The sequence below is a fragment of the Microbacterium caowuchunii genome, assembly GCF_008727755.1.
GTDB lineage: Bacteria > Actinomycetota > Actinomycetes > Actinomycetales > Microbacteriaceae > Microbacterium > Microbacterium caowuchunii.
Window position 1 is genome coordinate 989,100 of record NZ_CP044231.1, and the last position, 20,756, is coordinate 1,009,855.

At 70.8% G+C, this 20,756-nt stretch carries 19 protein-coding genes; 9 read left to right on the top strand and 10 right to left on the bottom strand.

What is annotated here, in order from left to right; translation table 11 throughout:
- Positions 1-24: 24 nt before the first annotated feature.
- Positions 25-1,551: an ATP-dependent DNA ligase gene (locus tag F6J84_RS04700; protein WP_150971796.1), complete on the top strand. Its 1,527-nt coding sequence runs from the start codon at positions 25-27 to the stop codon at positions 1,549-1,551.
- A 51-nt stretch (positions 1,552-1,602) separates the two neighbouring features.
- Here the strand turns inward: F6J84_RS04700 and F6J84_RS04705 are convergent, their stop codons facing one another.
- From F6J84_RS04705 to F6J84_RS04735, 7 genes are all read right to left on the bottom strand, one after another.
- The gene (locus F6J84_RS04705; protein ID WP_150895033.1) at positions 1,603-2,874 is read right to left on the bottom strand and encodes a sugar ABC transporter permease; all 1,272 of its coding nucleotides are present in this window, start codon (positions 2,872-2,874) and stop codon (positions 1,603-1,605) included.
- The gene (locus tag F6J84_RS04710) at positions 2,871-3,680 is read right to left on the bottom strand and encodes an ATP-binding cassette domain-containing protein (protein WP_150971798.1); all 810 of its coding nucleotides are present in this window, start codon (positions 3,678-3,680) and stop codon (positions 2,871-2,873) included. Before F6J84_RS04710 ends, F6J84_RS04705 begins: the two co-directional genes overlap by 4 nt.
- A gap of 84 nt (positions 3,681-3,764) precedes the next feature.
- Complete coding sequence (locus tag F6J84_RS04715) at positions 3,765-4,847, bottom strand: sugar ABC transporter substrate-binding protein (RefSeq protein ID WP_238702597.1); 1,083 nt, start codon at positions 4,845-4,847, stop codon at positions 3,765-3,767.
- Positions 4,848-5,002: 155 nt separating this feature from the next.
- A complete protein-coding gene (locus F6J84_RS04720) occupies positions 5,003-6,238 on the bottom strand; it encodes an ABC transporter permease subunit (protein ID WP_420846173.1) in 1,236 nt (411 codons plus the stop codon).
- Entirely contained in the window at positions 6,235-7,143 is a 909-nt protein-coding gene (locus tag F6J84_RS04725; protein ID WP_150971804.1) for an ATP-binding cassette domain-containing protein, read from the bottom strand. Before F6J84_RS04725 ends, F6J84_RS04720 begins: the two co-directional genes overlap by 4 nt.
- Positions 7,144-7,167: 24 nt before the next feature.
- Positions 7,168-8,262, bottom strand: a complete 1,095-nt coding sequence (locus F6J84_RS04730; RefSeq protein WP_150971806.1) for a sugar ABC transporter substrate-binding protein — start codon at positions 8,260-8,262, stop codon at positions 7,168-7,170.
- A 9-nt stretch (positions 8,263-8,271) separates the two neighbouring features.
- Positions 8,272-9,459, bottom strand: a complete 1,188-nt coding sequence (locus F6J84_RS04735) for an ROK family transcriptional regulator (protein WP_224786164.1) — start codon at positions 9,457-9,459, stop codon at positions 8,272-8,274.
- A 107-nt stretch (positions 9,460-9,566) separates the two neighbouring features.
- Between F6J84_RS04735 and F6J84_RS04740 the strand changes: the two genes are divergently transcribed.
- Positions 9,567-10,364, top strand: a complete 798-nt coding sequence (locus tag F6J84_RS04740) for an LLM class flavin-dependent oxidoreductase (RefSeq protein ID WP_150971808.1) — start codon at positions 9,567-9,569, stop codon at positions 10,362-10,364.
- Positions 10,365-10,425: 61 nt separating this feature from the next.
- Complete coding sequence (locus tag F6J84_RS04745) at positions 10,426-10,815, top strand: DoxX family protein (RefSeq protein ID WP_150971811.1); 390 nt, start codon at positions 10,426-10,428, stop codon at positions 10,813-10,815.
- Positions 10,816-10,823: 8 nt separating this feature from the next.
- Here F6J84_RS04745 and F6J84_RS04750 read toward each other — a convergent pair whose 3' ends face one another.
- Together F6J84_RS04750 and F6J84_RS04755 are read right to left on the bottom strand one after the other, a co-directional pair.
- Positions 10,824-11,690: an NYN domain-containing protein gene (locus tag F6J84_RS04750; protein WP_150971812.1), complete on the bottom strand. Its 867-nt coding sequence runs from the start codon at positions 11,688-11,690 to the stop codon at positions 10,824-10,826.
- 1 nt (position 11,691) lies between these two features.
- Positions 11,692-12,690 carry a Gfo/Idh/MocA family protein gene (locus F6J84_RS04755; RefSeq protein WP_150971814.1) on the bottom strand — a complete coding sequence of 333 codons (999 nt, stop codon included), beginning with the start codon at positions 12,688-12,690 and terminating at the stop codon, positions 11,692-11,694.
- A gap of 41 nt (positions 12,691-12,731) precedes the next feature.
- Between F6J84_RS04755 and F6J84_RS04760 the strand changes: the two genes are divergently transcribed.
- The gene (locus F6J84_RS04760; RefSeq protein WP_150971816.1) at positions 12,732-14,060 is read left to right on the top strand and encodes a M20/M25/M40 family metallo-hydrolase; all 1,329 of its coding nucleotides are present in this window, start codon (positions 12,732-12,734) and stop codon (positions 14,058-14,060) included.
- Here F6J84_RS04760 and F6J84_RS04765 read toward each other — a convergent pair.
- The gene (locus F6J84_RS04765; RefSeq protein WP_150971818.1) at positions 14,047-14,595 is read right to left on the bottom strand and encodes a hypothetical protein; all 549 of its coding nucleotides are present in this window, start codon (positions 14,593-14,595) and stop codon (positions 14,047-14,049) included. The genes F6J84_RS04760 and F6J84_RS04765 overlap by 14 nt on opposite strands.
- Positions 14,596-14,740: 145 nt before the next feature.
- Between F6J84_RS04765 and F6J84_RS04770 the strand changes: the two genes are divergently transcribed.
- The 5 genes from F6J84_RS04770 (at position 14,741) to mmsB (ending at position 20,670) form a co-directional block, all read left to right on the top strand.
- A complete protein-coding gene (locus F6J84_RS04770) occupies positions 14,741-15,757 on the top strand; it encodes a LacI family DNA-binding transcriptional regulator (RefSeq protein WP_150971820.1) in 1,017 nt (338 codons plus the stop codon).
- Between the two features lie 127 nt (positions 15,758-15,884).
- Positions 15,885-16,619, top strand: coding sequence for an L-ribulose-5-phosphate 4-epimerase (locus F6J84_RS04775; RefSeq protein ID WP_150971822.1), 735 nt, complete (start codon positions 15,885-15,887; stop codon positions 16,617-16,619).
- Between the two features lie 62 nt (positions 16,620-16,681).
- Positions 16,682-17,806, top strand: a complete 1,125-nt coding sequence (gene chvE, locus F6J84_RS04780; RefSeq protein ID WP_150971824.1) for a multiple monosaccharide ABC transporter substrate-binding protein — start codon at positions 16,682-16,684, stop codon at positions 17,804-17,806.
- A 73-nt stretch (positions 17,807-17,879) separates the two neighbouring features.
- Positions 17,880-19,409: a multiple monosaccharide ABC transporter ATP-binding protein gene (mmsA, locus tag F6J84_RS04785; protein WP_150895008.1), complete on the top strand. Its 1,530-nt coding sequence runs from the start codon at positions 17,880-17,882 to the stop codon at positions 19,407-19,409.
- A gap of 19 nt (positions 19,410-19,428) precedes the next feature.
- Complete coding sequence (gene mmsB, locus F6J84_RS04790; RefSeq protein WP_150971826.1) at positions 19,429-20,670, top strand: multiple monosaccharide ABC transporter permease; 1,242 nt, start codon at positions 19,429-19,431, stop codon at positions 20,668-20,670.
- The last annotated feature ends 86 nt before the right edge of the window (positions 20,671-20,756 follow it).

A 20,756-nucleotide genomic window follows, 5' to 3' on the forward strand; every position in this document is an offset into this window, starting at 1 on the left:
CGGGCCGGATGGCATGATGCCAGCATGCTGCTCGCCGCGGTCGTCGACGCCGCCGAAACGGTCGGCGCGACCTCGTCCCGCCTGGCGAAGACCGCGGCGCTCGCCGCGCTGCTGCGCGAGCTCGCCCCGGAGGAGATCGAGCCGGCCGTGGGCTTCCTCGTGGCGCGGCCGCGTCAGGGTCGGATCGGCGTGGGATGGCGCGGCCTCGCGGCGCTGGAGACCTCGCACGCCCGCGTGCCCTCGCTCACCGTCCTCGACGCCGATGCGGCGCTGGCGGGTCTCGCGGCGGTGGCCGGCAGCGGCGCCGCCGCACTCCGGCGCTCGGAGCTGATCGCCCTCTCCGAGCGGGCGACCCCGCGGGAGTGGGACTTCCTCAGCCGGGTCGTGCGGGGCGAACTGCGCACCGGGGCACTGGAGGGCGTCCTGGTCGAGGCGATCGCGAAGGCGGCCGACCGGGACATCGCGGTCGTCCGCCGGGCGGCGATGCTCAGCGGCGACCTGGGCGAGACCGCGCGGATCGCCCTCACCGCGCCGGCCGGGGATCTCGCGGCCGTCGGCCTGATGGTGGGACGACCGGTGCTGCCGATGCTCGCCTCGACCGCCGGGTCCGTGCCGGAGGCCCTCGCCCTGGCGGGTGCGGCCGCATCCGTCGAGTACAAGCTCGACGGTGCCCGGATCCAGGTGCATCGTGCCGGCGACGAGGTGCGCGTGTACACCCGGAGCCTCGCCGACATCACGGCACGGGTCCCCGAGATCGTCTCCGCCGTCCGGGACTTCCCCGCCGAGCGGCTCATCCTCGACGGCGAGACCCTGTCGCTCGACGAGGACGGCGGCCCCCGCCCCTTCCAGGACACCATGGCGCGGTTCGGGTCCGAGCGAGCGGCGAGCGTGGCGCTGCGCCCGTGGTTCTTCGACATCCTGCACCTCGACGGACGCGACCTCCTCGACGAGCCGCTCGCGACCCGGCGGATGCTGCTCGAGCAGGCGGTGGGACCGGCGCGGATCCCCGGCATCGTCACCGACGATCCGGCGCGGGCGGAGGCCTTCTCGCGCGAAGCACTGGCCGCCGGGCACGAGGGCGTGATGGTGAAGGCGCTCGATGCGCCCTACGCCGCCGGACGGCGCGGCAAGAGCTGGCTCAAGGTCAAGCCGGTGCTGACCGTGGACCTGGTGGTGCTGGCCGTGGAATGGGGATCCGGCCGGCGCGCCGGGCTGCTCTCCAACCTGCACCTGGGGGCACGGGATCCGGAGGGGGAGGTCGGCGCGCCGGGCGGGCTCGTCATGGTCGGGAAGACCTTCAAGGGGCTCACCGACGCGGTCCTGCGGTGGCAGACCGATCACTTCCTCGCGGAGGAGACCCGCCGTACGGCGAACACGGTGCACGTGCGGCCGGAGACGGTGGTCGAGGTCGCCATCGACGGCGTGCAGCGCTCGACGCGGTACCCCGGTGGGGTGGCCCTGCGGTTCGCCCGCGTGAAGCACTACCGGGCGGACAAGATGCCCGCGGATGCCGACACGATCGGGGCTCTGCGGGCACTGCTGCGCGGGTGAGGTGCGGAGGGCGCCGGCGGGTCGGTGGACCGCGCCGGCGCCCTCCGCCGGTCAGGTCCGCCCGCCTCCGGAGCGGAGGCGGGACACCGCGTCGACCGTCGCGGCGAGGATCAGCACTCCGCCGGTGACGAGCAGGTTGACGCCCGCGGGGAGGTTCAGCAACGCCAGACCGTTCGTGATCGTCGCGATGACCAGCGCGCCGATCGCGGCGTGCACGAGCCGGCCCCGCCCGCCGAAGAGGCTCACACCGCCGACGACCGCTGCGGCGACGCCGCTGAGGACGATGTCGCGCCCCACCGTGGCGTCGACGGAGCCGACCCGGGAGACGGCCAGGAGCGCCGAGAACACCGCGAGGCTGGATCCGATCACGAACGCCCACCACTTGACCCAGCGCACCTTCACGCCGGAGCGCCGCGCCGCCTCCGCGTTGCCGCCGATGGCGTAGATGTACCGGCCGAAACGGGTGCGGTCCAGGACGAAGGTGCCGACCCAGAGGATCACCAGCACGACCGGGACGACGTAGGGGACGCCCTGCACCGCGTTGACCGACTGCCCCCGGTCCTGGTTGAGGACGAACACGACCGCGCCGCCGACCACGGCGATGACCGCGAGCTTGATGTAGACCAGCGACACGGCGCGGTTCGGGACCCCGGCGCGCGCACGACGGCTCCGGTCCCAGAGCGACATCGCGGCCGAGATGAGCAGCATGATCAGCAGCATCACCCACCCGCCCCACACCGGGAGGTTGCCGTTCTGGAGGGCGATCAGCTCCGGGACCTGCAGCCGGTAGAGGCCGCCCGGACCGATGATGACGAGCGCCAGTCCCTGGAAGCCGAGGAACAGGCCCAGGGTGACCACGAACGAGGGTATGCCGACCCGCGCGACGAAGAAGCCGATCATGGCACCGGTGAGGATCCCGAAGCCGAACCCGACCAGCAGGGCGAGCGGCCAGGGGATGCCCCAGACGCTGTTGAGGACGACGAACAGAGCCATCCCCACCCCGCCGGTCACCCCCGCCGACAGGTCGATCTCGCCCAGCAGGAGCACGAACACCAGGGCCATGCCGAGGACCACCAGGGTCGCCGCCTGATTCAGCAGGTTCGCGAAGTTCCGCTCCGTCAGGAAGAAGGGGCTCAGCGTCGAGAACAGGATCCCGAGCACCACGAGTCCGCCCACGGCGGGCAGGGCGCCCATGTCTCCGCTGCGGACGCGCTGCAGCCAGGCCTGCACCTGGTCGCCGAGGCCGCCCTCGATCCCGCTGCCGATGAGGTCGCTCGCCACCGGGTCGGGAGCGGCCTCGGTCCGGGTCGCGTTGCTGCTCATTCCGCTGCTCCCTCGGTGCGCACGGTGGACGTGTTGAGGATCTCGACGCCGCCGAGCGTCTTGGTCCCGGTGATGTAGCCCACGACGTCGTCGCGGGAGGTCTCGCTCGTCCGGACCTGTGCGACCAGCTGGCCGAGGTACAGGACCGCGATGTCGTCCGCCACCTGGAAGACGTCCACGAGGTTGTGGCTGATCAGCACCACGGCGACACCCTGCTCGGAAAGCCGCTGCACCAGATTCAGCACCTGTTCGGTCTGGGCGACGCCGAGCGCGGCGGTCGGCTCGTCGAGGATCACGACCCGTGCCTTCTTCAGTACGGCGCGCGCGATGGCGACCGTCTGGCGCTGCCCGCCGGACAGTGAGGACACCTTCTGGCGCACCGACTTGACGGTGCGCACGGACAGGGAGCGCAGGGTGTCGGAGGCATCCTTCTCCATCCGGCCCTCGTCGAACGTACCCGCCGACAACTCCTCCCGCCCCAGGAACATGTTCTGAACGATGTCGAGGTTGTCGCACAGGGCGAGGTCCTGGTAGACCACCTCGATGCCCAGGGCGGCGGCGTCCCGGGGGGTGTGCAGGTCACGGTGCCGGCCGTCGACCCGCACCTCTCCCTCGTCGTACGGCTGCACGCCCGCCAGCCCCTTGATGAGGGTGGACTTGCCGGCGCCGTTGTCGCCGACCAGTGCGGTGACCCGGCCGGGATACACCTTCAGGTCGACGCCCTTGAGCACCGTGACCGGACCGAACGACTTCTTCGCGCCGATCAGCTCGATGATCGGCTCTGCTGCGGTGATCGTGTCTGTCATGCTCGCTTCCTTGCGATGTGCCGATGCGGAACACGCGGAGGGCGCCGCGCCCGGTGACGCGACGCCCTCGCGGTCGACGGATGGTTACGGTGTGACCCCGAACTGCTCGCAGGCCGCCATGACGTCCGGCGTGCAGACGTCGTCGTACGCGGCGTCGCCGGCGGAGACGACATCCTTGACCTCGTCCGGGCCGACGAGCACGGGGGTGACCTGGATGTACGGGGTCCCGTCCTCGAGCTCCGCCCCGGCTTCCGGGGTCTCACCCTTCAGCAGCGCGACCGCCGTCTCGACCGCGGCCGTGGCCTCGTCCTGGACCGGCTTGTAGACCGTCGCGGTCTGCCAGCCGAGCAGGATGTTCTGCAGACCTGCCACGTTGGCGTCCTGGCCGGACACCGCGACACCCTGGAGGTTGTTGTCCTGCAGCACCTTGATGACGCCTGCCGCGTTCGTGTCGTTGGCCGCCCAGACGCCGTCCACCTGTCCACCGAGCGAGGTCAGCGCCTGCTCGAAGTTGGTCTGCGACTTGCCCTGGTCCCAGGCGCCCGGAGGCTCGGCCGCCGCCGTGACGCCGGCACCCTCCATCACCTCGACCGCGCCCTCGTGGAACATCGCGGCGTTGCCGTCGGTCGGGTCGCCACCGATGTAGACCACGGTGGCGTCCGCCGGGGCGACGCCCTTCGCCTCCAGCCCGTCGAGCACGGTCTGCCCCTGCAGGCGACCGACCTCCACGTTGTCGAACGAGACGTAGAAGTCCGCGCCCTCGAACGGCCGGTCGTAGGCGATCACCGGGATGCCCTCGGCGCTGGCCTTCGCGGCGACCGTCTCCGCCGCGCCCTGGTAGTCGACCAGCAGCATGACACCGCAGCCCTGGGTGAGCTGCTGGTCGGCGATCGTCCCGTACTTGGCGACGTCCCCCTGGGCGTTCTGGATGTCGGCCTCGAAGCCGGCGGCCTCCAGCCCCTCCTGCAGGTACTTGCGGTCGAAGTTCTCCCAGCGCGGCGACGATGCCGCATCGGGGAGGATGACGCACGCGCGCCCGGCGTCGGCGTCCCCGCCACCGCCGCCCTCGCTGGTCTCGGCGCCGCCTCCGCCGCCGCACCCTGCGAGCATCACCGCTGCCGCGCCGCTGAGGGCGACCACGGCGAGGAATGAAGACTTCTTCATCATTCGCCTTTCGTCGTTGACATGCGCGATCGCCAGGAGCTTCGCTGCTGCACCGTCGCGCGCTTGAGGTGATCTTGACCGCATCGGTTCTTGGCGTCAAGACTTGAACGTAACGCTTTGGCAACGCGGCATCCGCGTTCCGACACTGAACGCAACGGTCAGGCGCGACCCCGTGCGGCGCGCGTGCGGCGGGACAGCGAATCGATGATCACAGCCAGCACGAGCACGACTCCGGTGACCATGAACTGGACGGCGGCGTCGAGGTTGAGCAGGGTCAGGCCGGACGAGATCGACTGGATGACGATGATCCCGAGGAGCGCCGCGAACGCCGAGCCCCGGCCGCCGAAGAGGCTGGCACCGCCGATGACCGCCGCGGCGATCGCGATCAGGTTGGTGTCGCCCGTGCCGGAGCTCTGACTCGCGGAGGCCAGGCGCGCGGCGGCCAGCACGCCCCCGAGCGCGGCGAACGTGGAGCAGAGCGCGAACACCGACAGGTAGATGCGATCCACCCGGATGCCTGCCCGCCGCGCGGCATCCACGGAACCGCCCACTGCGTAGACGGCACGGCCCCACCGTGTCCGGGTCAGGACGAGGTTCATCAGCACGACGAGGCCCACGAAGAACACGAACATCGCCCCGACGCCGCGGTGCCGGTTCAGGTACCAGACGATCACCAGCAGCACGACCAGCAGGGTCCCGGTCTTCACCGCGATCCGGACGTACCCCTCGCCGGCGAGGTCCGCGGCCCGGCGCCGGCTCGCCCGTCGCAGGAGCGAGGCCGCGTAGGCGGCGGCGGCGAGCAGGACGAGGAGGTACGACGCCCAGGCAGGCAGGAACATCTGCTGGGCGAACCACACGATCCAGGAGTCGAAGGGGAGCGCGATGGCCCCGGTGTCTCCCAGCACCCACAGCTGCAGGCCGAGGAATCCGAGCAGGCCGGCGAGGGTGATCACGAAGCTCGGCAGGCCGAAGCGCGTGTAGAGCACGCCGTAGACCAGGCCCACGAGACAACCGGTGGCCACCGCCGCCGGGAGGGCGACCAGGAGGGGCCACTGCAGCTTCACGAAGGTGACCGCCAGCACCGCCGCCGCGAGGCCCGACACCGAACCGACCGACAGATCGATCTCGCCCACCAGGAGCACCAGCACGACGCCGAGCGCGATCGTTCCGGTCGCGGCGCACTGCATCGTGAGATTGACGAGGTTCTCGCTGGAGAGGAAGACGGGATTCAGGGACTGGAAGACCGCCCAGATGACCAGGAGGCCGGCGAGGACGGGCACGGCCCCCAGATCGCCCTCCCGGATCCGGTCGGAGACCACGGCCAGCGCATTGCGGAAGCTGCCGGGCCGGAGGCCGGCATCGTCACCCGCGGGGGCGGACCGTGGCGTGATCACGATCGCCCGCCCCGCCCCGGTGGTCGCGGCGAGGTCCGGCGGGGGATCGGGGTGATCGTCGCGGTCCGTCCGTCGCCGACATCGGCGGGATCCTCCGTGACGCTCCGGTGCGGTTCCGCGCGCGTCGGCCGGGCGAGGTCGGCGGCGCCCGTGATCGCCGCGATGAGGGTCTCACTCGTCACCTCCGCCACGTCGTACACCCCGTTGTTCCGGCCGAGCCGCAGCACCACCACCCGGTCCGCCACCGCGAGGACATCGGCCATGTGATGGCTGATGAGGACGACGCCGTGCCCCCGCTCCCGGAGGCGTTCGATGAGATTGAGGACCTCGGCGGTCTGGGCGACCCCCAGTGCGGCGGTCGGCTCGTCGAGGATCACCACGCGCGGGTCCCCCAGCAGCGATCGGGCGATCGCGACCGTCTGGCGCTGTCCACCCGAGAGGGAGGCGACCGGCACCCGCACAGACGGCAGCTTCGCGGAGAGCTCGCGCAGCAGGGTCCAGGTGCGCTGTTCCATGTCGACCTCGTCCAGGGCGCGACCGGAGACGAGCTCGCGCCCGAGCCACAGGTTCGCGACGACATCCAGGTTGTCGCACAGCGCGAGGTCCTGGAACACCGTCGCGACGCCGTACGCCTGGGCGTCGGCCGGGCTGCCGATCTCGGCGGGCGCGCCACCGATCTCGATCGTCCCGGTGTCCGGGGTGTGCACCCCGGCGAGGAGGTTCACGAGGGTGGACTTCCCGGCGCCGTTGTCCCCGATCAGCGCGACCACTTCGCCCGCGTCGACCCAGAAGTCCACGTCCGTGAGTGCACGGACCGCTCCGAACCGCTTGCCGATGCCCCGCATCGTCACCACCCGTTCGCGGGCACGGCCGGCGGCCGGGGGTGTCGTCGGATTCACGGTCATCGTCTCCTCGTCAGGGTCAGGACCCTACCCGATGCCGGCGGTCGCGCAGGCGTCGGCATACGGGGGGCTGCAGATGTCGCCGACGGTCCAGAACCCGTCGGCGACGACCGTCGCCATGATGTCCGCCGCCGTCACCGGGACCGGCTCGAGGAGCACCGCGGGCACGCCGTCCACCAGGGTCGGCGCTGTCACCTCCTCACCGCGCAGGAGCGCCACGGCCACCTCCGCCGCGTGCTCCGCCTGGGTGCGGATCGCCTTGTAGACGGTCATGTACTGGTCGCCCACCACGATCCGCTGCACGGCGGCGAGCTCTGCATCCTGGCCGGTGACGATGGGGAAGGGCTCCGCACCGGCCGCCTTCAGCGCCGAGATCGCACCGCCCGCCGTCCCGTCGTTTGCGGCGTAGACCCCGGCGATCTCGTCCCCGTACTGGGCGATCTGACCGGCCACCCAGTCCTGGGCCTTGTCCGGGCTCCAGTCCGGGGTGTCGTACTCGGCGAGCACGCGCAACCCGCTCCGGTCGATCACGGCGTGCGCCCCCTGGCGGAACTGATCCGCGTTGCTGTCGGTGGGGGAGCCGTTGACCATCAGGATGCCGTCGCCGTCGCCGGCGTCGCGGACGGCCTCGACGAACGCGGTCGCCTGCAGCCTCCCGACCCGCTCGTTGTCGAACGATACGAAGTACGCGATGTCGCCGCCGGCCACGAGCCGGTCGTAGGAGATGACCGGCACCCCCGCGGCGTTGGCCGCGGTGACGATGCTGACGGCCGCGTCGGCGTCGACCGGATCGAGCACGAGCACCCCCGCCCCGGCGGCGAGGGCCGACTCGGCCTGTTGCTGCTGGGTCGCGGCGTTCTGCCCGGCGTTGGCGTAGAGCACGGGGTGGTCGCCCAGCTCCCGAACCCGCGCCTCGAACAGGGGACGGTCGAAGGTCTCGTAGCGGGCGGTCTTCGCCTCCGGGAGCAGGAGGGCGATGGATTCCCGAGCCCGGTCCGCCCCCGCATCCGACGCCGGGCCGACGCAGCCGGACAGGGCCGCGGCGAGCCCCACGGCTGCCAGGGCGGCCGTCCCGACCCGGCGAGTCCCGCCCGCCCGGGCTCCTCGTCGCTGACCGGGCATGCGCAGCACCTACGCCGAGTGGGGGAGGGCCTCGGCGCCGACGGTCACATGGTCAAGGGCGATCGCCATCGCGCCCCGGGCCTCCGCCCACTCCCCGAAGGAGGCCTCCACGATCTCCGGCAGACCCGATGCGGACGACAGCGCCGAGCGTTCCAGGGAGTGGCGCATCGGGGCCATCAGGATCTCGCCCGCTTGCGCGAGCTCGCCGCCGACGACGATCAGCTCCGGATCGAAGAGGTTGCACAGGCTCGCGGCGGCGATGCCGATGTGGCGGCCCGCGTCGGCGACGACGCGCCGTGAACTGCCGTCGCCGGACTCGACGGCGTGCAGGAGGTCGCTCAGCCGTCGCATCCCCTCGCCCGGCGGGAAGAGCGAGAGGAGCGCCGGCCCGCTGGCGTACGTCTCCAGGCACCCTCGGTTGCTGCAGCGGCAGACCGGGCCGTTCTCGTCGATCGTGACGTGCCCGATCTGCCCGGCCTTGCCGTTGACCCCGCGGAAGAGGTCGCCGCCGACGATGAGGCCCGCGCTGATCGTGTGGCCGACGCGGATGAAGACCGAGGCGGAGGCACCGCGTCCGTTCCCCTCACGGGCCTCCGCAAGTCCCCCGAGGTTCGCCTCGCTGTCGGCGAAGACGGGTCGTCCGATCCGCTCGCGAAGGCTCTCGGCGACGTCGACGCCCTCCCAGCCGCGGAGCAGGCCCGGACTGGAGATCATGCCGGTGCGCTGGTCGATCGGTGCGGGGAGGGCGAGGCCCACCGCGAGCAGGTCACCGACGGCACCGCCGAGGGACTCCATCATGTCGCCCAGCAGCAGGCTCAGCCGATCGAGCTCGGCGTCGTGACGGTGGTCGAGAGCGAGCGGGAACGCGGACTGCGCCACGATCGTGCGGGCCGTGTCGGCGATCGCGATGTGGAGGTGACGGGAGCTGAAGTGCACGCCGGCGACGAGCCCGAGCTGGCGGGCCAGTGAGACGAGCGTCGCACGGCGCCCACTGCGGGACGTGAACGACGTGTGCAGGATGCCGGAGGAGGTCAGTTCCTTGACGATGTTCGACACGGTGGCGGGGGAGAGCCCGGTGCTCCCGGCCAGCTCCACCTGGGTCAGGCGCCCGTGCCGCTTGAGGGCGTCGATCAGGCGCGCCCGGTTGGCCTCGCGCAGCGAGGTCTGCGAGCCAGGAGGCGGGTTGCGGGGTGCCACGGTCGCCACTGTACCGGACGGGCGAATGCCCAGATGGGGAGCAGGATCGGCCTCCGCCCGCGGGTGCGAGGTGGCGAGGGCTTTCCCGGCTGCGGCATGATCGGCTCATGACGCGCACCCGCACCGCCCTGTCGATCGGCGTCGCCGCGACGCTCGGCCCGCACCTGATCGCACAGATCGCCCGCGTCGCCGAGGACGCCGGCTTCCACTCCCTCTGGGTCAACGACACCCCCGACGGAGACGCGATCGCGGCGCTCGGGGCGGCGGCGCGGGCGACCGACCGCCTCGTTCTGGCGACCGGGGTCGTACCGCTGGACCGGCGCGGCCCGGCCGAGATCCTCGAGGCGCTGGACCGCGCGGGCATCCCGGACGGGCGCCTCATTCTCGGCGTCGGCTCCGGAGCTGCCCGCTCGGGGCAGCTCGCGCTCGTGGCCGACGGGGTGGGCCGGCTCCGGGAGGCCCGCTCGGCGCAGATCGTCGTGGGGGCGCTCGGGCCCCGGATGCGGCGGCTCGCCGCCCGGGAGGCGGACGGGCCGCTGCTCAGCTGGCTGACCCCCGAGGCCGCGGCAGCGCAGCGCGAGGAGGCGATCGCCGAGCGGGAGGAGACTCGCACGCACCTGTACGTGCGGACGGCGTTCGACGTGGGAGCGCGTGACCGGATGCTCCGTGAGGCGGACCGGTACGCCACGTACCCGAACTACGCGGCGAACTTCGCCCGGCTCGGGTTCGACGCCCGCGACACCGTGCTCCCGGCGTCGGGCACCCAGGACGTGGCGGAACGGCTCGGCGCGTACCTCGCCGCCGTGGACGAGGTCGTCCTGCGTGCGATCGTCGCCGAGGACGACTTCGCCGAGTACGAGGCCTTCGTCACGGAGGCGGCCGCGGCCCGCGACGCCGGTCTGTGACGGGAGCGGCATCCGCCGTCAAGTCCTCGACAGCGGCCGCGCCGGGCGGTGGACTGGGCCGATGAGGACGTTCTCCCGGTGGTTGCTCGCCGTCGCCATGGTTTTCGCGGGTCTCTCGCACCTCTTCTGGGGCCGGAAGGAGTTCCAGGCCCAGGTCCCCGACTGGGCGACCGAGATCGTCCCCCTCGACAAGGACGCCGTGGTCGTCGGATCGGGCGTGGCGGAGATCCTGCTGGGCGCGTCCCTCGTCGCACTCCCGCGGGAGCGGCGACGCGTGGGCACGATCCTCGCCCTGTTCTTCGCCGCGGTCTTCCCGGGGAACGTGGCGCAGTACACCGAGCATCGGAACGGGTTCGGACTGAACACCGACCGGGCACGCCTCGTGCGCCTGTTCTTCCAGCCGCTGCTGATCGCCTGGGCGCTGTGGAGCACGCGCGCTCCGCGCCCCTGACGCGGCCGTCAGAGCTTGTCGCCCACCAGCCGGATCCGCACGATGTTGTCGGTCTCGTCGATCTCCGCGATGTCCGGGTGGGCGGCGACGAACTCCGTGAAGCTGCGGTGACCGAGTGCCTTCTCGCTGAAGGACGAGTCCAGCCGGGTGATGAGGCTCTTCACCGCGGAGGCGTGCTGCCACTGCGAGGGGTCCTTGTCGTTCTCCAGGCGCAGCGCGCGCTCGAGCAGGTCCGCCGCAGGGTCGACCGAGCGCTTCCGTGCCCGGGTTCGGGCGGCCGTCGCCCCCTCCTTCTTCGCCGGCTCGGGGGGAGTGACGCCCGGGAGCGAGTCGTACGAGTCGAAGCGGTCGCACGCGGCCGCGAGGGACTTCGCCGTGGAACCGGCGACCCCGACGCCGACGACGAAGCGGCCCAGGCGCTTGCAGCGCTGTGCCAGGGGCACGTAGTCCGAGTCGCCGGCGACGATCACGACGTGCGTGAGGTCGGGGAGGCGGAACATGTCCTCGACCGTGTCCACGGCCAGCCGGATGTCGGCGCCGTTCTTGGCGTACGCGGCCGCCGGGAACAGCTGCACGAGGTCCACCGCGCGGGCGACCAGTTGCGAGCGGTACTCGGCGTTGACGGGGGCCGACCAGTCCGCGTAGGCGCGGGTGAGCACGAGTGTGCCGAACGACGCGGCGTAGTCGATGATCGCGCCGACGTCGACCGTGGCGCGGGCCAGCTTCTCCGCGATCTCCGGGTCCTTGGTGCTCTCCGCGATCCGCTGGCGGTCGCGCGAGTAGGCGTTGCGGCCGTGCACGCGGTCGTACCAGCTCATGACGATGTTGTCGAAGTCAAGGTAGACCGCGACGCGGGGTGTGGTGGGGTCGGGCATGTCAGTCCTCTTCGGGGTAGTGCACGCCGATCCGGGCGCGGATGGCGTCGAGCGTGTGCATGATCGCGACGGTCTCTGCCAGGGGCAGGACATCGCTGTCGCGGGCGCCCTCGGCGATGATGCGTTCGGCGGCGAGGGCCTGGTACTGCATCCCGCGTCCGTCGACGGCGGAGGTGTAGGTCTCCCGCACCGTGCCGTCCGCGCCGGTGAGGCGGAACGAGGTGGGGCTGTACCAGACGCGGTCGATGTCGATGCGGGCCTCGGTCCCGACGACGTGCGCCGAGACGGGGCCGGCGGCGCGCGAGGACGACGTGGTCGTCGACAGCGCACCGGAGCCGTGCGTGAAGACCGTCGCGACCTCGGTGTCCGCGCCCGTCTGTCCGAGACGGCCGCGGGCGACGATGTCGGTCGGGGCCCCCAGCATGTCCCAGACGAACGAGACCGGGTAGATCCCGAGGTCGAGAAGGGCGCCTCCGCCCAGCTCGAGCGCGTTCAACCGGTGCGCGGGATCGGAGGGGAGCCTCTGGCTGTGGTCGGCGTGCGCGGACCGGATGTCGCCGAGCGCCCCGGAGCGCACCAGCTCCCGCACGCGAACCATGTGCGGCAGGTAGCGCGTCCACATGGCCTCCATCGCCAGGACGCCGTGCGCCTCCGCGGCCGCCCGTACCCGTTCGGCCTCCGCGCCGGTGAGGGTGAACGGCTTCTCCACGAGGACGTGCTTGCCGTTCTCGATCGCACGCAGTGCGTTGCCGGCGTGCAGGGGATGCGGGGTGGCGATGTAGACGATGTCGACGTCGTCATCGGCGACCAGCGCCTCGTACGACGCGTGCGCGCGGGGCACGTCGAATTCCGCGGCGAAGCGCTCGGCCGCGCCCGCGGAACGGGAGCCCACGGCGCGGACGTCGAGTCCGGCGGTGCGGAGGTCCGAGGCGAACGCGTGGGCGATGCCGCCGGTCGCCAGGATGCCCCAGCGGAGGCCTCGGGGAGGGACGTCGGTCATAGGTCCACCGTACCTGCGGCTCCCGTGGATAGTCTCGACGCGTGCAGACACCCCTCGCCAGGTTCCAGCGACTGTTGCGCATCCCGACCGTCTCGCACGCCGACGAGTCGCTGGTCGCCCGGGGTGCGTTCGACGAGTTCCACGCGGAGCTCGCGCGGCTGTACCCCCGCACGCACCGGGCGCTGGCGCGCGAGACGGTCGCCGGGCACACGGTGCTGTACCGCTGGCCCGGGGCATCCGCAGAGGGACCGCTCGTGCTGATGGCGCATCAGGACGTCGTCCCGGTCGTACCGGAGGAGTGGGCGCACGATCCGTTCGGTGCCGAGATCGTCGGCACCGGCGCGGATGCGGCGGTGCACGCCCGCGGCGCGATCGACGACAAGGGTGCCCTCGTCGCGATCATGGAGGCGGTGGAGGGGCTCGTCGGCGAGGGCTTCGTGCCGGCGCGCGACGTCTACCTGGCTTTCGGGCACGACGAGGAGACGGCCGGCGACGGAGCGGCCGCCGTCGTCGAGCTCCTGCGGGCGCGCGGCACCCGGCCGGGACTCGTGCTCGACGAGGGCGGCGCCGTCGTCGAGGGAGTGCTGCCGGGGGTGGACCGGCGGACCGCGATGATCGGGGTCGCCGAACGCGGCCACATGACGGCATGGCTCGTCGCCCACGAGGCGGGCGGGCACGCCTCCACGCCACCTGCTCTGCCCGCCACCGCGCGGCTCGCCCGCGCGCTGACGCGGCTGCAGCGCCGGCCCTTCCCGCGCCGGATCAGTGCGCCGGTGCGGGCCATGCTCGCCACCGTCGCGCCGCACGCACGGCAGCCCCTGCGCACGGTGTTCCGGAACGCCGCCCTGGTCGGGCCGGTGCTGTCCGCGGTGTTCGCGCGGATGGGCCCCGAGACCAATGCGCTCGTGCGGACGACGGCGGTGGCGACCGAGCTCCACGGGGCGCCCGGCGAGAACGTCCTGGCCACGACCGCCCGCGCCGCGGTCGACATCCGGCTGCTGACCGGGGACACCGTCGCCGGTGCCACCGAGAGGCTGCGTGCGGTCATCGCGGACGAGGGGATCCGGATCGAGGTGCGCCACGCGGCGGAGCCGTCTCCGGTCTCCCCGTGGCACGGCGAGCAGTGGCGGCGCCTCGCCGGGGCGATCGCGACGGCACTCGACGAGGACATCATCCCCACCCCGTACCTGCAGCTCGGCGCAAGCGACAGCCGGTGGTTCACGGCGATCAGCGACCACGTCTACCGGTTCACGCCGTTCCACCTCACCCGCTCCGAGCGCGACGCGCTGCACGCGCACGACGAACGCATCCGGGTGGATGTCTGGCTACGCGGGATCGACTTCTACCGGGAGCTGATCACGAGGAGCTGACCGGGAGCGGAGGGATGTCGTCGAGGGCGAGGACGAAGCGGACGATCTCCCGCCCGCGTCCCTCCAGGACGGGTCCGTTCCCGAACGCCCAGCCTTCGTCCACGGCCCGGACCGTGTGCCCGCGCAGCACCGCGCGGCGCTCGAACGGGGCCGACCCGGTGGCCGCGAGCGCGACGGCGCCGGAGACGTGGGCGGCCACGCGCGGCTCGACCTCCACCGAATCGCCGAGCACGAGCAGCGCGCGCACGGTGTGCACGAGTAGACGGGTGTTGCGCCGGCGCCCCACGCGGATCGTCGCCGCGAGCTGAAGCAGCTCCGAGGGGGAGCCGCCCGCGGCGCCCGTGCCGAGCCCGGCCTCCTCGAGGAACCTGCGGGCGCGTGCCTCGAACTCCGCTTCCTCCTCGATCACCGATGCCAGCACGCGGGCGGCCTCGTCCACGGCGTCCGCGATCGCCACACGACGATCGCCGGTCACGCCCGATTCGTTGGAGCGCGGCCGGTTGCTGAGGGGGAGGTGCCTGGCGAAGTCCGGCATGGGGCACAGCGTACGGCACCGCGCCGCGGAGAGGAACGGGTGCCTGATGTGACAGTCACATCCTGCCCGTCGCGGCGTCAGGCGGCGGTGCATAATGGCTCGGAGGAGTGTGACCGTGCGCATTCCCGAGCGGGGAGTCACATCCATGAGCGACGAGGCTGCCGGGCGACGTCCCAGTATCCGCGACGTGGCGCGCCTGGCGGACGTATCGCACCAGACGGTCTCCCGGGTGATCAACAACCACCCGAGCATCCGGCCGGAGACCAGGGAACGCGTCCTGCAGGTCATGTCGGATCTGCAGTACCGCCCGAACCGGGCGGCCAGGGCGCTCGTCACCAGCAGGTCCCAGACGATCGGGATCCTCTCGTCCTCCAGCACGCAGTACGGACCCGCCTCCAGCATCGCCGCCATCGAGGCTGCCGCCCGGGAGCGCGGATACTGGGTGAGCACCGCGAACATCGAGCCGCGGGATCCCAGCTCCATCGCCGCCGGACTGGCCCACCTGATGGCGCAGTCCGTCGAAGGGCTGGTGGTCATCGCCCCGCAGATGCGGGTCTTCCGCGCGCTCGCCGCCCAGCCGCTCGACATCCCGTACGTGACCCTGCAGTCCACCGAGCTCGACCCGACGCATGCACTGTCGGTGGACCAGATGGCGGGGGCGCGGCTCGCCACCCGCCACCTCATCGAGCTCGGGCACCGGCACATCTACCACCTCGCCGGCCCGCAGGACTGGATCGAGGCGGAGGGACGCATGCGCGGGTTCCTCGAGGAGATGAGCGCCAGCGACATCCCGACGACCGCGCCGATCCTGGGGGACTGGACGGCCGAGTTCGGGTACTACGCGGGGCGGGAGCTCCTGCGCGTGCGGGATTTCACGGCAGTCTTCTCCTCGAACGACCAGATGGCGCTGGGGCTCATCCACGCCATCCGCGACGAGGGCCTCGACGTGCCGGGGGACATCAGCATCGTCGGCTTCGACGACATCCCCGAGTCGGCGCACTTCTGGCCGCCGCTGACCACGGTCCGCCAGGATTTCGCGGAACTCGGCAGGCGCTGCGTCGACGTGCTGCTCGGCCCGCTCGGTGACAGCGCGCCGGTGCCGGCGACGATCGTCCCCGAACTCCTGGTGCGCTCCTCGACGAGCGCCCCGCAGCCGCTCTGACGCGCCGTTACCGACCCGAGACCCGATCCGGGTTGACAGGTCGCGGCCGGGATGAGTTACATTGTCGCAATGTGAACGGTCACATTGATCGTCACACCGGGGTTTCGACAGACGAAGGAGTCAGCCCGTGTCCACACCCGCCGCCGAGCGCGATCGCTATGTCAGCGGCGCGAAGACGGAGGTCGCGATCGCTCGCGTCCGAGCCGATGTGGCAACGCTCCACGCCGAGCTCGTGCGCTACGGCCTCGTCGTCTGGACCGGGGGGAACGTCTCCGGGCGGGTGCCGGGCGCCGACCTCTTCGTGATCAAGCCCTCCGGAGTGACGTACGGAGAACTCGCGCCGGAGAACATGATCCTGTGCGATCTCGACGGCAACGTCGTCGAGGGGACCCCCGGCAGCGACCGCAGCCCCTCCAGCAACACCGCGGCGCACGCGTACGTGTACCGCCACATGCCCGACGTCGGCGGCGTCGTGCACACGCACTCCACCTATGCCGTCGCCTGGGCCGCCCGCGGCGAGGAGATCCCGTGCGTCATCACCGGGATGGCGGACGAGTTCGGCGGCCCGATCCCGGTCGGCCCCTTCGCCGTCATCGGCGACGACTCGATCGGGCGCGGCATCGTGCAGACCCTCCGCGGGCACCGCTCCCGTGCCGTGCTCATGCAGAACCACGGCCCGTTCACGATCGGCGTGACGCCCCGCGACGCGGTGAAAGCGGCCGTGATGTGCGAGGACGCCGCCCGGACCGTCCACCTCGCGCGCCAGGCCGGGCCCCTCATCCCGATCCCGCAGGACCGGATCGACGCACTCTACGCGCGGTACCAGAACGTGTACGGACAGACCACCGACGACCGCCGGTAGCCCTCCGGGCAGCGGTCACCCTGAAACACCAAGACAGTGCAGTCACCTCGAAAGGAACGACAGTGAAAGCCAAGAAGATCCTCTTCGCCGCGGCCACGCTGGCCGCCGGCTCCCTCATGCTCTCGGCATGTGCAGGCGGAAGCGGAAGCGGCGGTGAGGGCGGCGGCGACGGCGGCCTCATCGGCGTCGCCATGCCCACCAAGAGCTCCGAGCGCTGGATCCAGGACGGCAACGCCGTCAAGAGCCAGCTCGAGGAGCAGGGATTCACCGTCGACCTGCAGTACGCGGAAGACGACATCCCCACGCAGGTCTCGCAGATCGAGAACATGATCACCAAGGGCGCGGAAGCCCTGATCATCGCCTCGATCGACGGCACCACCCTGTCCGAGGTCCTCCAGACCGCGGCCGACTCCGACATCCCGGTGATCGCATACGACCGCCTCATCCGTGACAGCGAGAACGTCGACTACTACGCGTCCTTCGACAACTTCGTCGTCGGCCAGCAGCAGGCCTGGTCGGTCCTCAACGGACTCGGCCTCACCGAGCTCGACGGCACCCCGATCGAGGGCGCGCCGGCCGGCCCGTTCAACATCGAGCTGTTCGCCGGTTCGCCGGACGACAACAACGCCACGTTCTTCTGGGACGGCGCGATGGACGTGCTCAAGCCGCTCATCGACGACGGCACGCTCGTCGTCCAGTCGGGGCAGACGAGCTTCCAGCAGGCGGCGACGCTGCGCTGGGACGGCGAGGCCGCGCAGAGCCGCATGGAGGACATCCTCACGGCGAACTACTCCGACGGCACACAGGTCGACGCGGTGCTCTCCCCGTACGACGGCATCTCGCGCGGCATCATCTCGGCGCTCGAGGGCGCCGGGTACTCGGTCGGTCCGGAGTGGCCGGTCATCTCGGGCCAGGACGCCGAACTCGACTCGGTGCGCGCGATCGAAGCGGGGGAGCAGTACGCGACCATCTTCAAGGACACCCGTGAGCTCGCCGAGGTCGCCGTCGCGATGGCATCCGCGATCCTCAAGGGCGAAGAGCCCGAGGTCAACAACACGACCGACTACGACAACGGCGTGAAGGTCGTGCCGTCGTACCTGCTCGAGTCGCAGATCGTCGTCAAGGACAACATCACCGAGGTCCTCGTGGACAGCGGCTACTGGACCGAAGACGAGATCAAGGGCTGACGCCCCGCACCCCTGACGGCCCGGCCGGGCGGCGAGAACCGCCCGGCCGGGCCCCATCCGGCAAGGAGAAACGATGGCTGAGCACATCCTGGAGATGCGCGGAATCACCAAGACGTTCCCGGGCGTGAAGGCCCTCTCGAACGTCAACTTCACCGTCGAGCGCGGCGAGATCCACGCGATCTGCGGAGAGAACGGTGCCGGCAAGTCGACCCTCATGAAGGTGCTCTCCGGGGTGTACCCGCACGGCACCTATGACGGCGACATCGTCTACGCCGGCGAGGAGGTGCAGTTCAAGAACCTCCGCGACAGCGAGGCCAAGGGCATCGTCATCATCCACCAGGAGCTGGCGCTGAGCCCGTACCTGTCGATCGCGGAGAACATCTTCCTCAACAACGAGCGCAAGAACGCCGCGGGAATCATCGACTGGAACAAGACGAACTACGAAGCGGCGGCGCTGCTCAAGCGCGTCGGCCTGCGGGAGAACCCGACCACCAAGGCCAACCAGATCGGGGTGGGCAAGCAGCAGCTCGTCGAGATCGCCAAGGCGCTCTCGAAGGAGGTCAAGCTCCTCATCCTCGACGAGCCGACGGCGGCCCTCAACGATGAGGACTCCGACCACCTGCTGGATCTGATCCTGAGCCTGCGCGGGCAGGGGATCACGTCGATCATCATCAGCCACAAGCTCAACGAGATCAAGAAGGTCGCCGACAGCGTCACCGTCATCCGCGACGGGAAGACGATCGAGACGATCGCGAAGTCCGACGTCACCGAGGACCGCATCATCAAGGACATGGTGGGGCGCGACCTCGAGCACCGCTACCCGGACCACGAGCCGCAGATCGGCGAGGAGCTGCTGCGGGTCGAGAACTGGACCGCGCACCACCCGCAGGACCCGTCGCGCGTCGTCGTCGACGACGTGTCCATCACGGTCAACGCGGGCGAGATCGTCGGGATCGCCGGGCTCATGGGCGCCGGCCGCACCGAGTTCGCGATGAGCCTGTTCGGCCACAGCTACGGCACCCGCATCAGTGGGAAGGTGTTCATGCGCGGCAGCGAGATCCGCACCCGCTCGGTGTCCGAGGCGATCGCCAACGGGCTCGCGTATGCGACCGAGGACCGCAAGACGTACGGTCTGAACCTCATCGAGGACATCAAGCGCAACATCTCGATGGCGTCGCTGAAGAAACTCGAGAAGGGTGGCCTCGTCAACGACAACGAGGAGTTCCGGATCGCCGACGGCTACCGCACGAGCATGAACATCAAGGCCCCGAGCGTCCTGGCCAAGACCGGGAAGCTCTCCGGCGGGAACCAGCAGAAGGTCGTCCTGTCGAAGTGGATCTACTCCGACCCGGACGTGCTGATCCTCGACGAGCCCACGCGAGGCATCGACGTCGGCGCCAAATACGAGATCTACACGATCATCAACAAGCTCGCCGCATCCGGCAAGGGGATCATCGTGATCTCCTCCGAGCTCCCGGAGCTCCTCGGCATCTCCGACCGGGTGTACGCCCTCTCCGAGGGACGCATCACCGGCGAGCTGCCGATCGATCAGGCCACACCCGAATCCGTCCTCAAACTCATGACCATGGAAAAGCCCCGCTGACGGGCGCAGGAGACTCACCATGTCGAACAACACCACGCAGGCGCCACCGGAGTCCCAGGCGGCCGGCGCCCTCATCAATCCCGCCGACAACCGCTTCACGCGCTGGCTCAGCCACGTCCTGAGCGACCTCGGCAAGAACGGCATCTTCATCGCGCTGATCGCGGTCGTCGCGCTGTTCGCCATCCTCACCAACGGCATCCTGCTGCGCCCGCAGAACATCTCGAACCTGGTCGTGCAGAACGGGTACATCCTGGTCCTCGCGATCGGGATGGTGATGGTGATCATCGCCGGACACATCGATCTCTCGGTCGGTTCGGTCGCCGCCTTCATCGGCGCGATCTCCGGCGTCTTCGCCGTGAAGATGGGGATGCCCTGGTGGCTCGCCGTCGTCCTCTCGCTCCTGATCGGGGCGCTGGTGGGCGCCTGGCAGGGGTTCTGGATCGCGTTCGTCGGGATACCCGCGTTCATCGTGACGCTCGCGGGCATGCTCATCTTCCGCGGTCTCGCGCTCGTCGTGCTCGGCAACGCGAACATCGGCTCGTTCCCGACCGAGTACCGGGCGTTGGGCAACGGCTTCCTGACCGGGGTGTTCGGCGAAGCCGATCCAGATGTGTTCACCCTGCTCATCGGTGTCGTGGCGATCGTGGCGCTCGTGGTGCAGCAGACCCGCACGCGGGTCGCGCGGCAGAAGTACGGTCAGGACACCGAGCCGTTCGTCTGGTTCGTGGCCAAGCTCGCCCTGATCGCCCTGGTCATCGGCTGGTTCGTCTGGGCCCTCGCCTCGTACAAGGGCGTCCCGGTCACGCTGATCATCCTCGCCATCCTGGTGATGGTCTACGGCGTCGTGATGAACCGCACCGTGTTCGGCCGGCACATCTACGCGATCGGCGGAAACCGCCACGCGGCGGAATTGTCCGGCATCAAGACGCGGCGCGTCGACTTCTGGCTGTTCGTGAACATGGGCTTCCTCGCCGCCCTGGCAGGGCTCATCTTCACCGCTCGCCTGAACCTCGCCGGACCCAAGGCCGGAGACGGCTTCGAGCTCGAGGCGATCTCGGCCGCCTTCATCGGCGGCGCGGCGGTCCAGGGCGGTGTCGGTACCATCGCCGGTGCCATCATCGGTGGCCTGATCATCGGTGTGCTCAACAACGGCATGTCGATCATGGGCATCGGCATCGAGTGGCAGCAGGCCGTCAAGGGCCTCGTCCTGCTCCTCGCGGTCGCCTTCGACGTCTACAACAAGCGCCGCTCCGGCAACTAGCCCCCGCCCCCCGCCCCGCCCCCCGCCCCCGCCCCCCGCCCCACGCCCCACGCCCCACCCCACTCCCGCCGACCCACCCCGGTAAC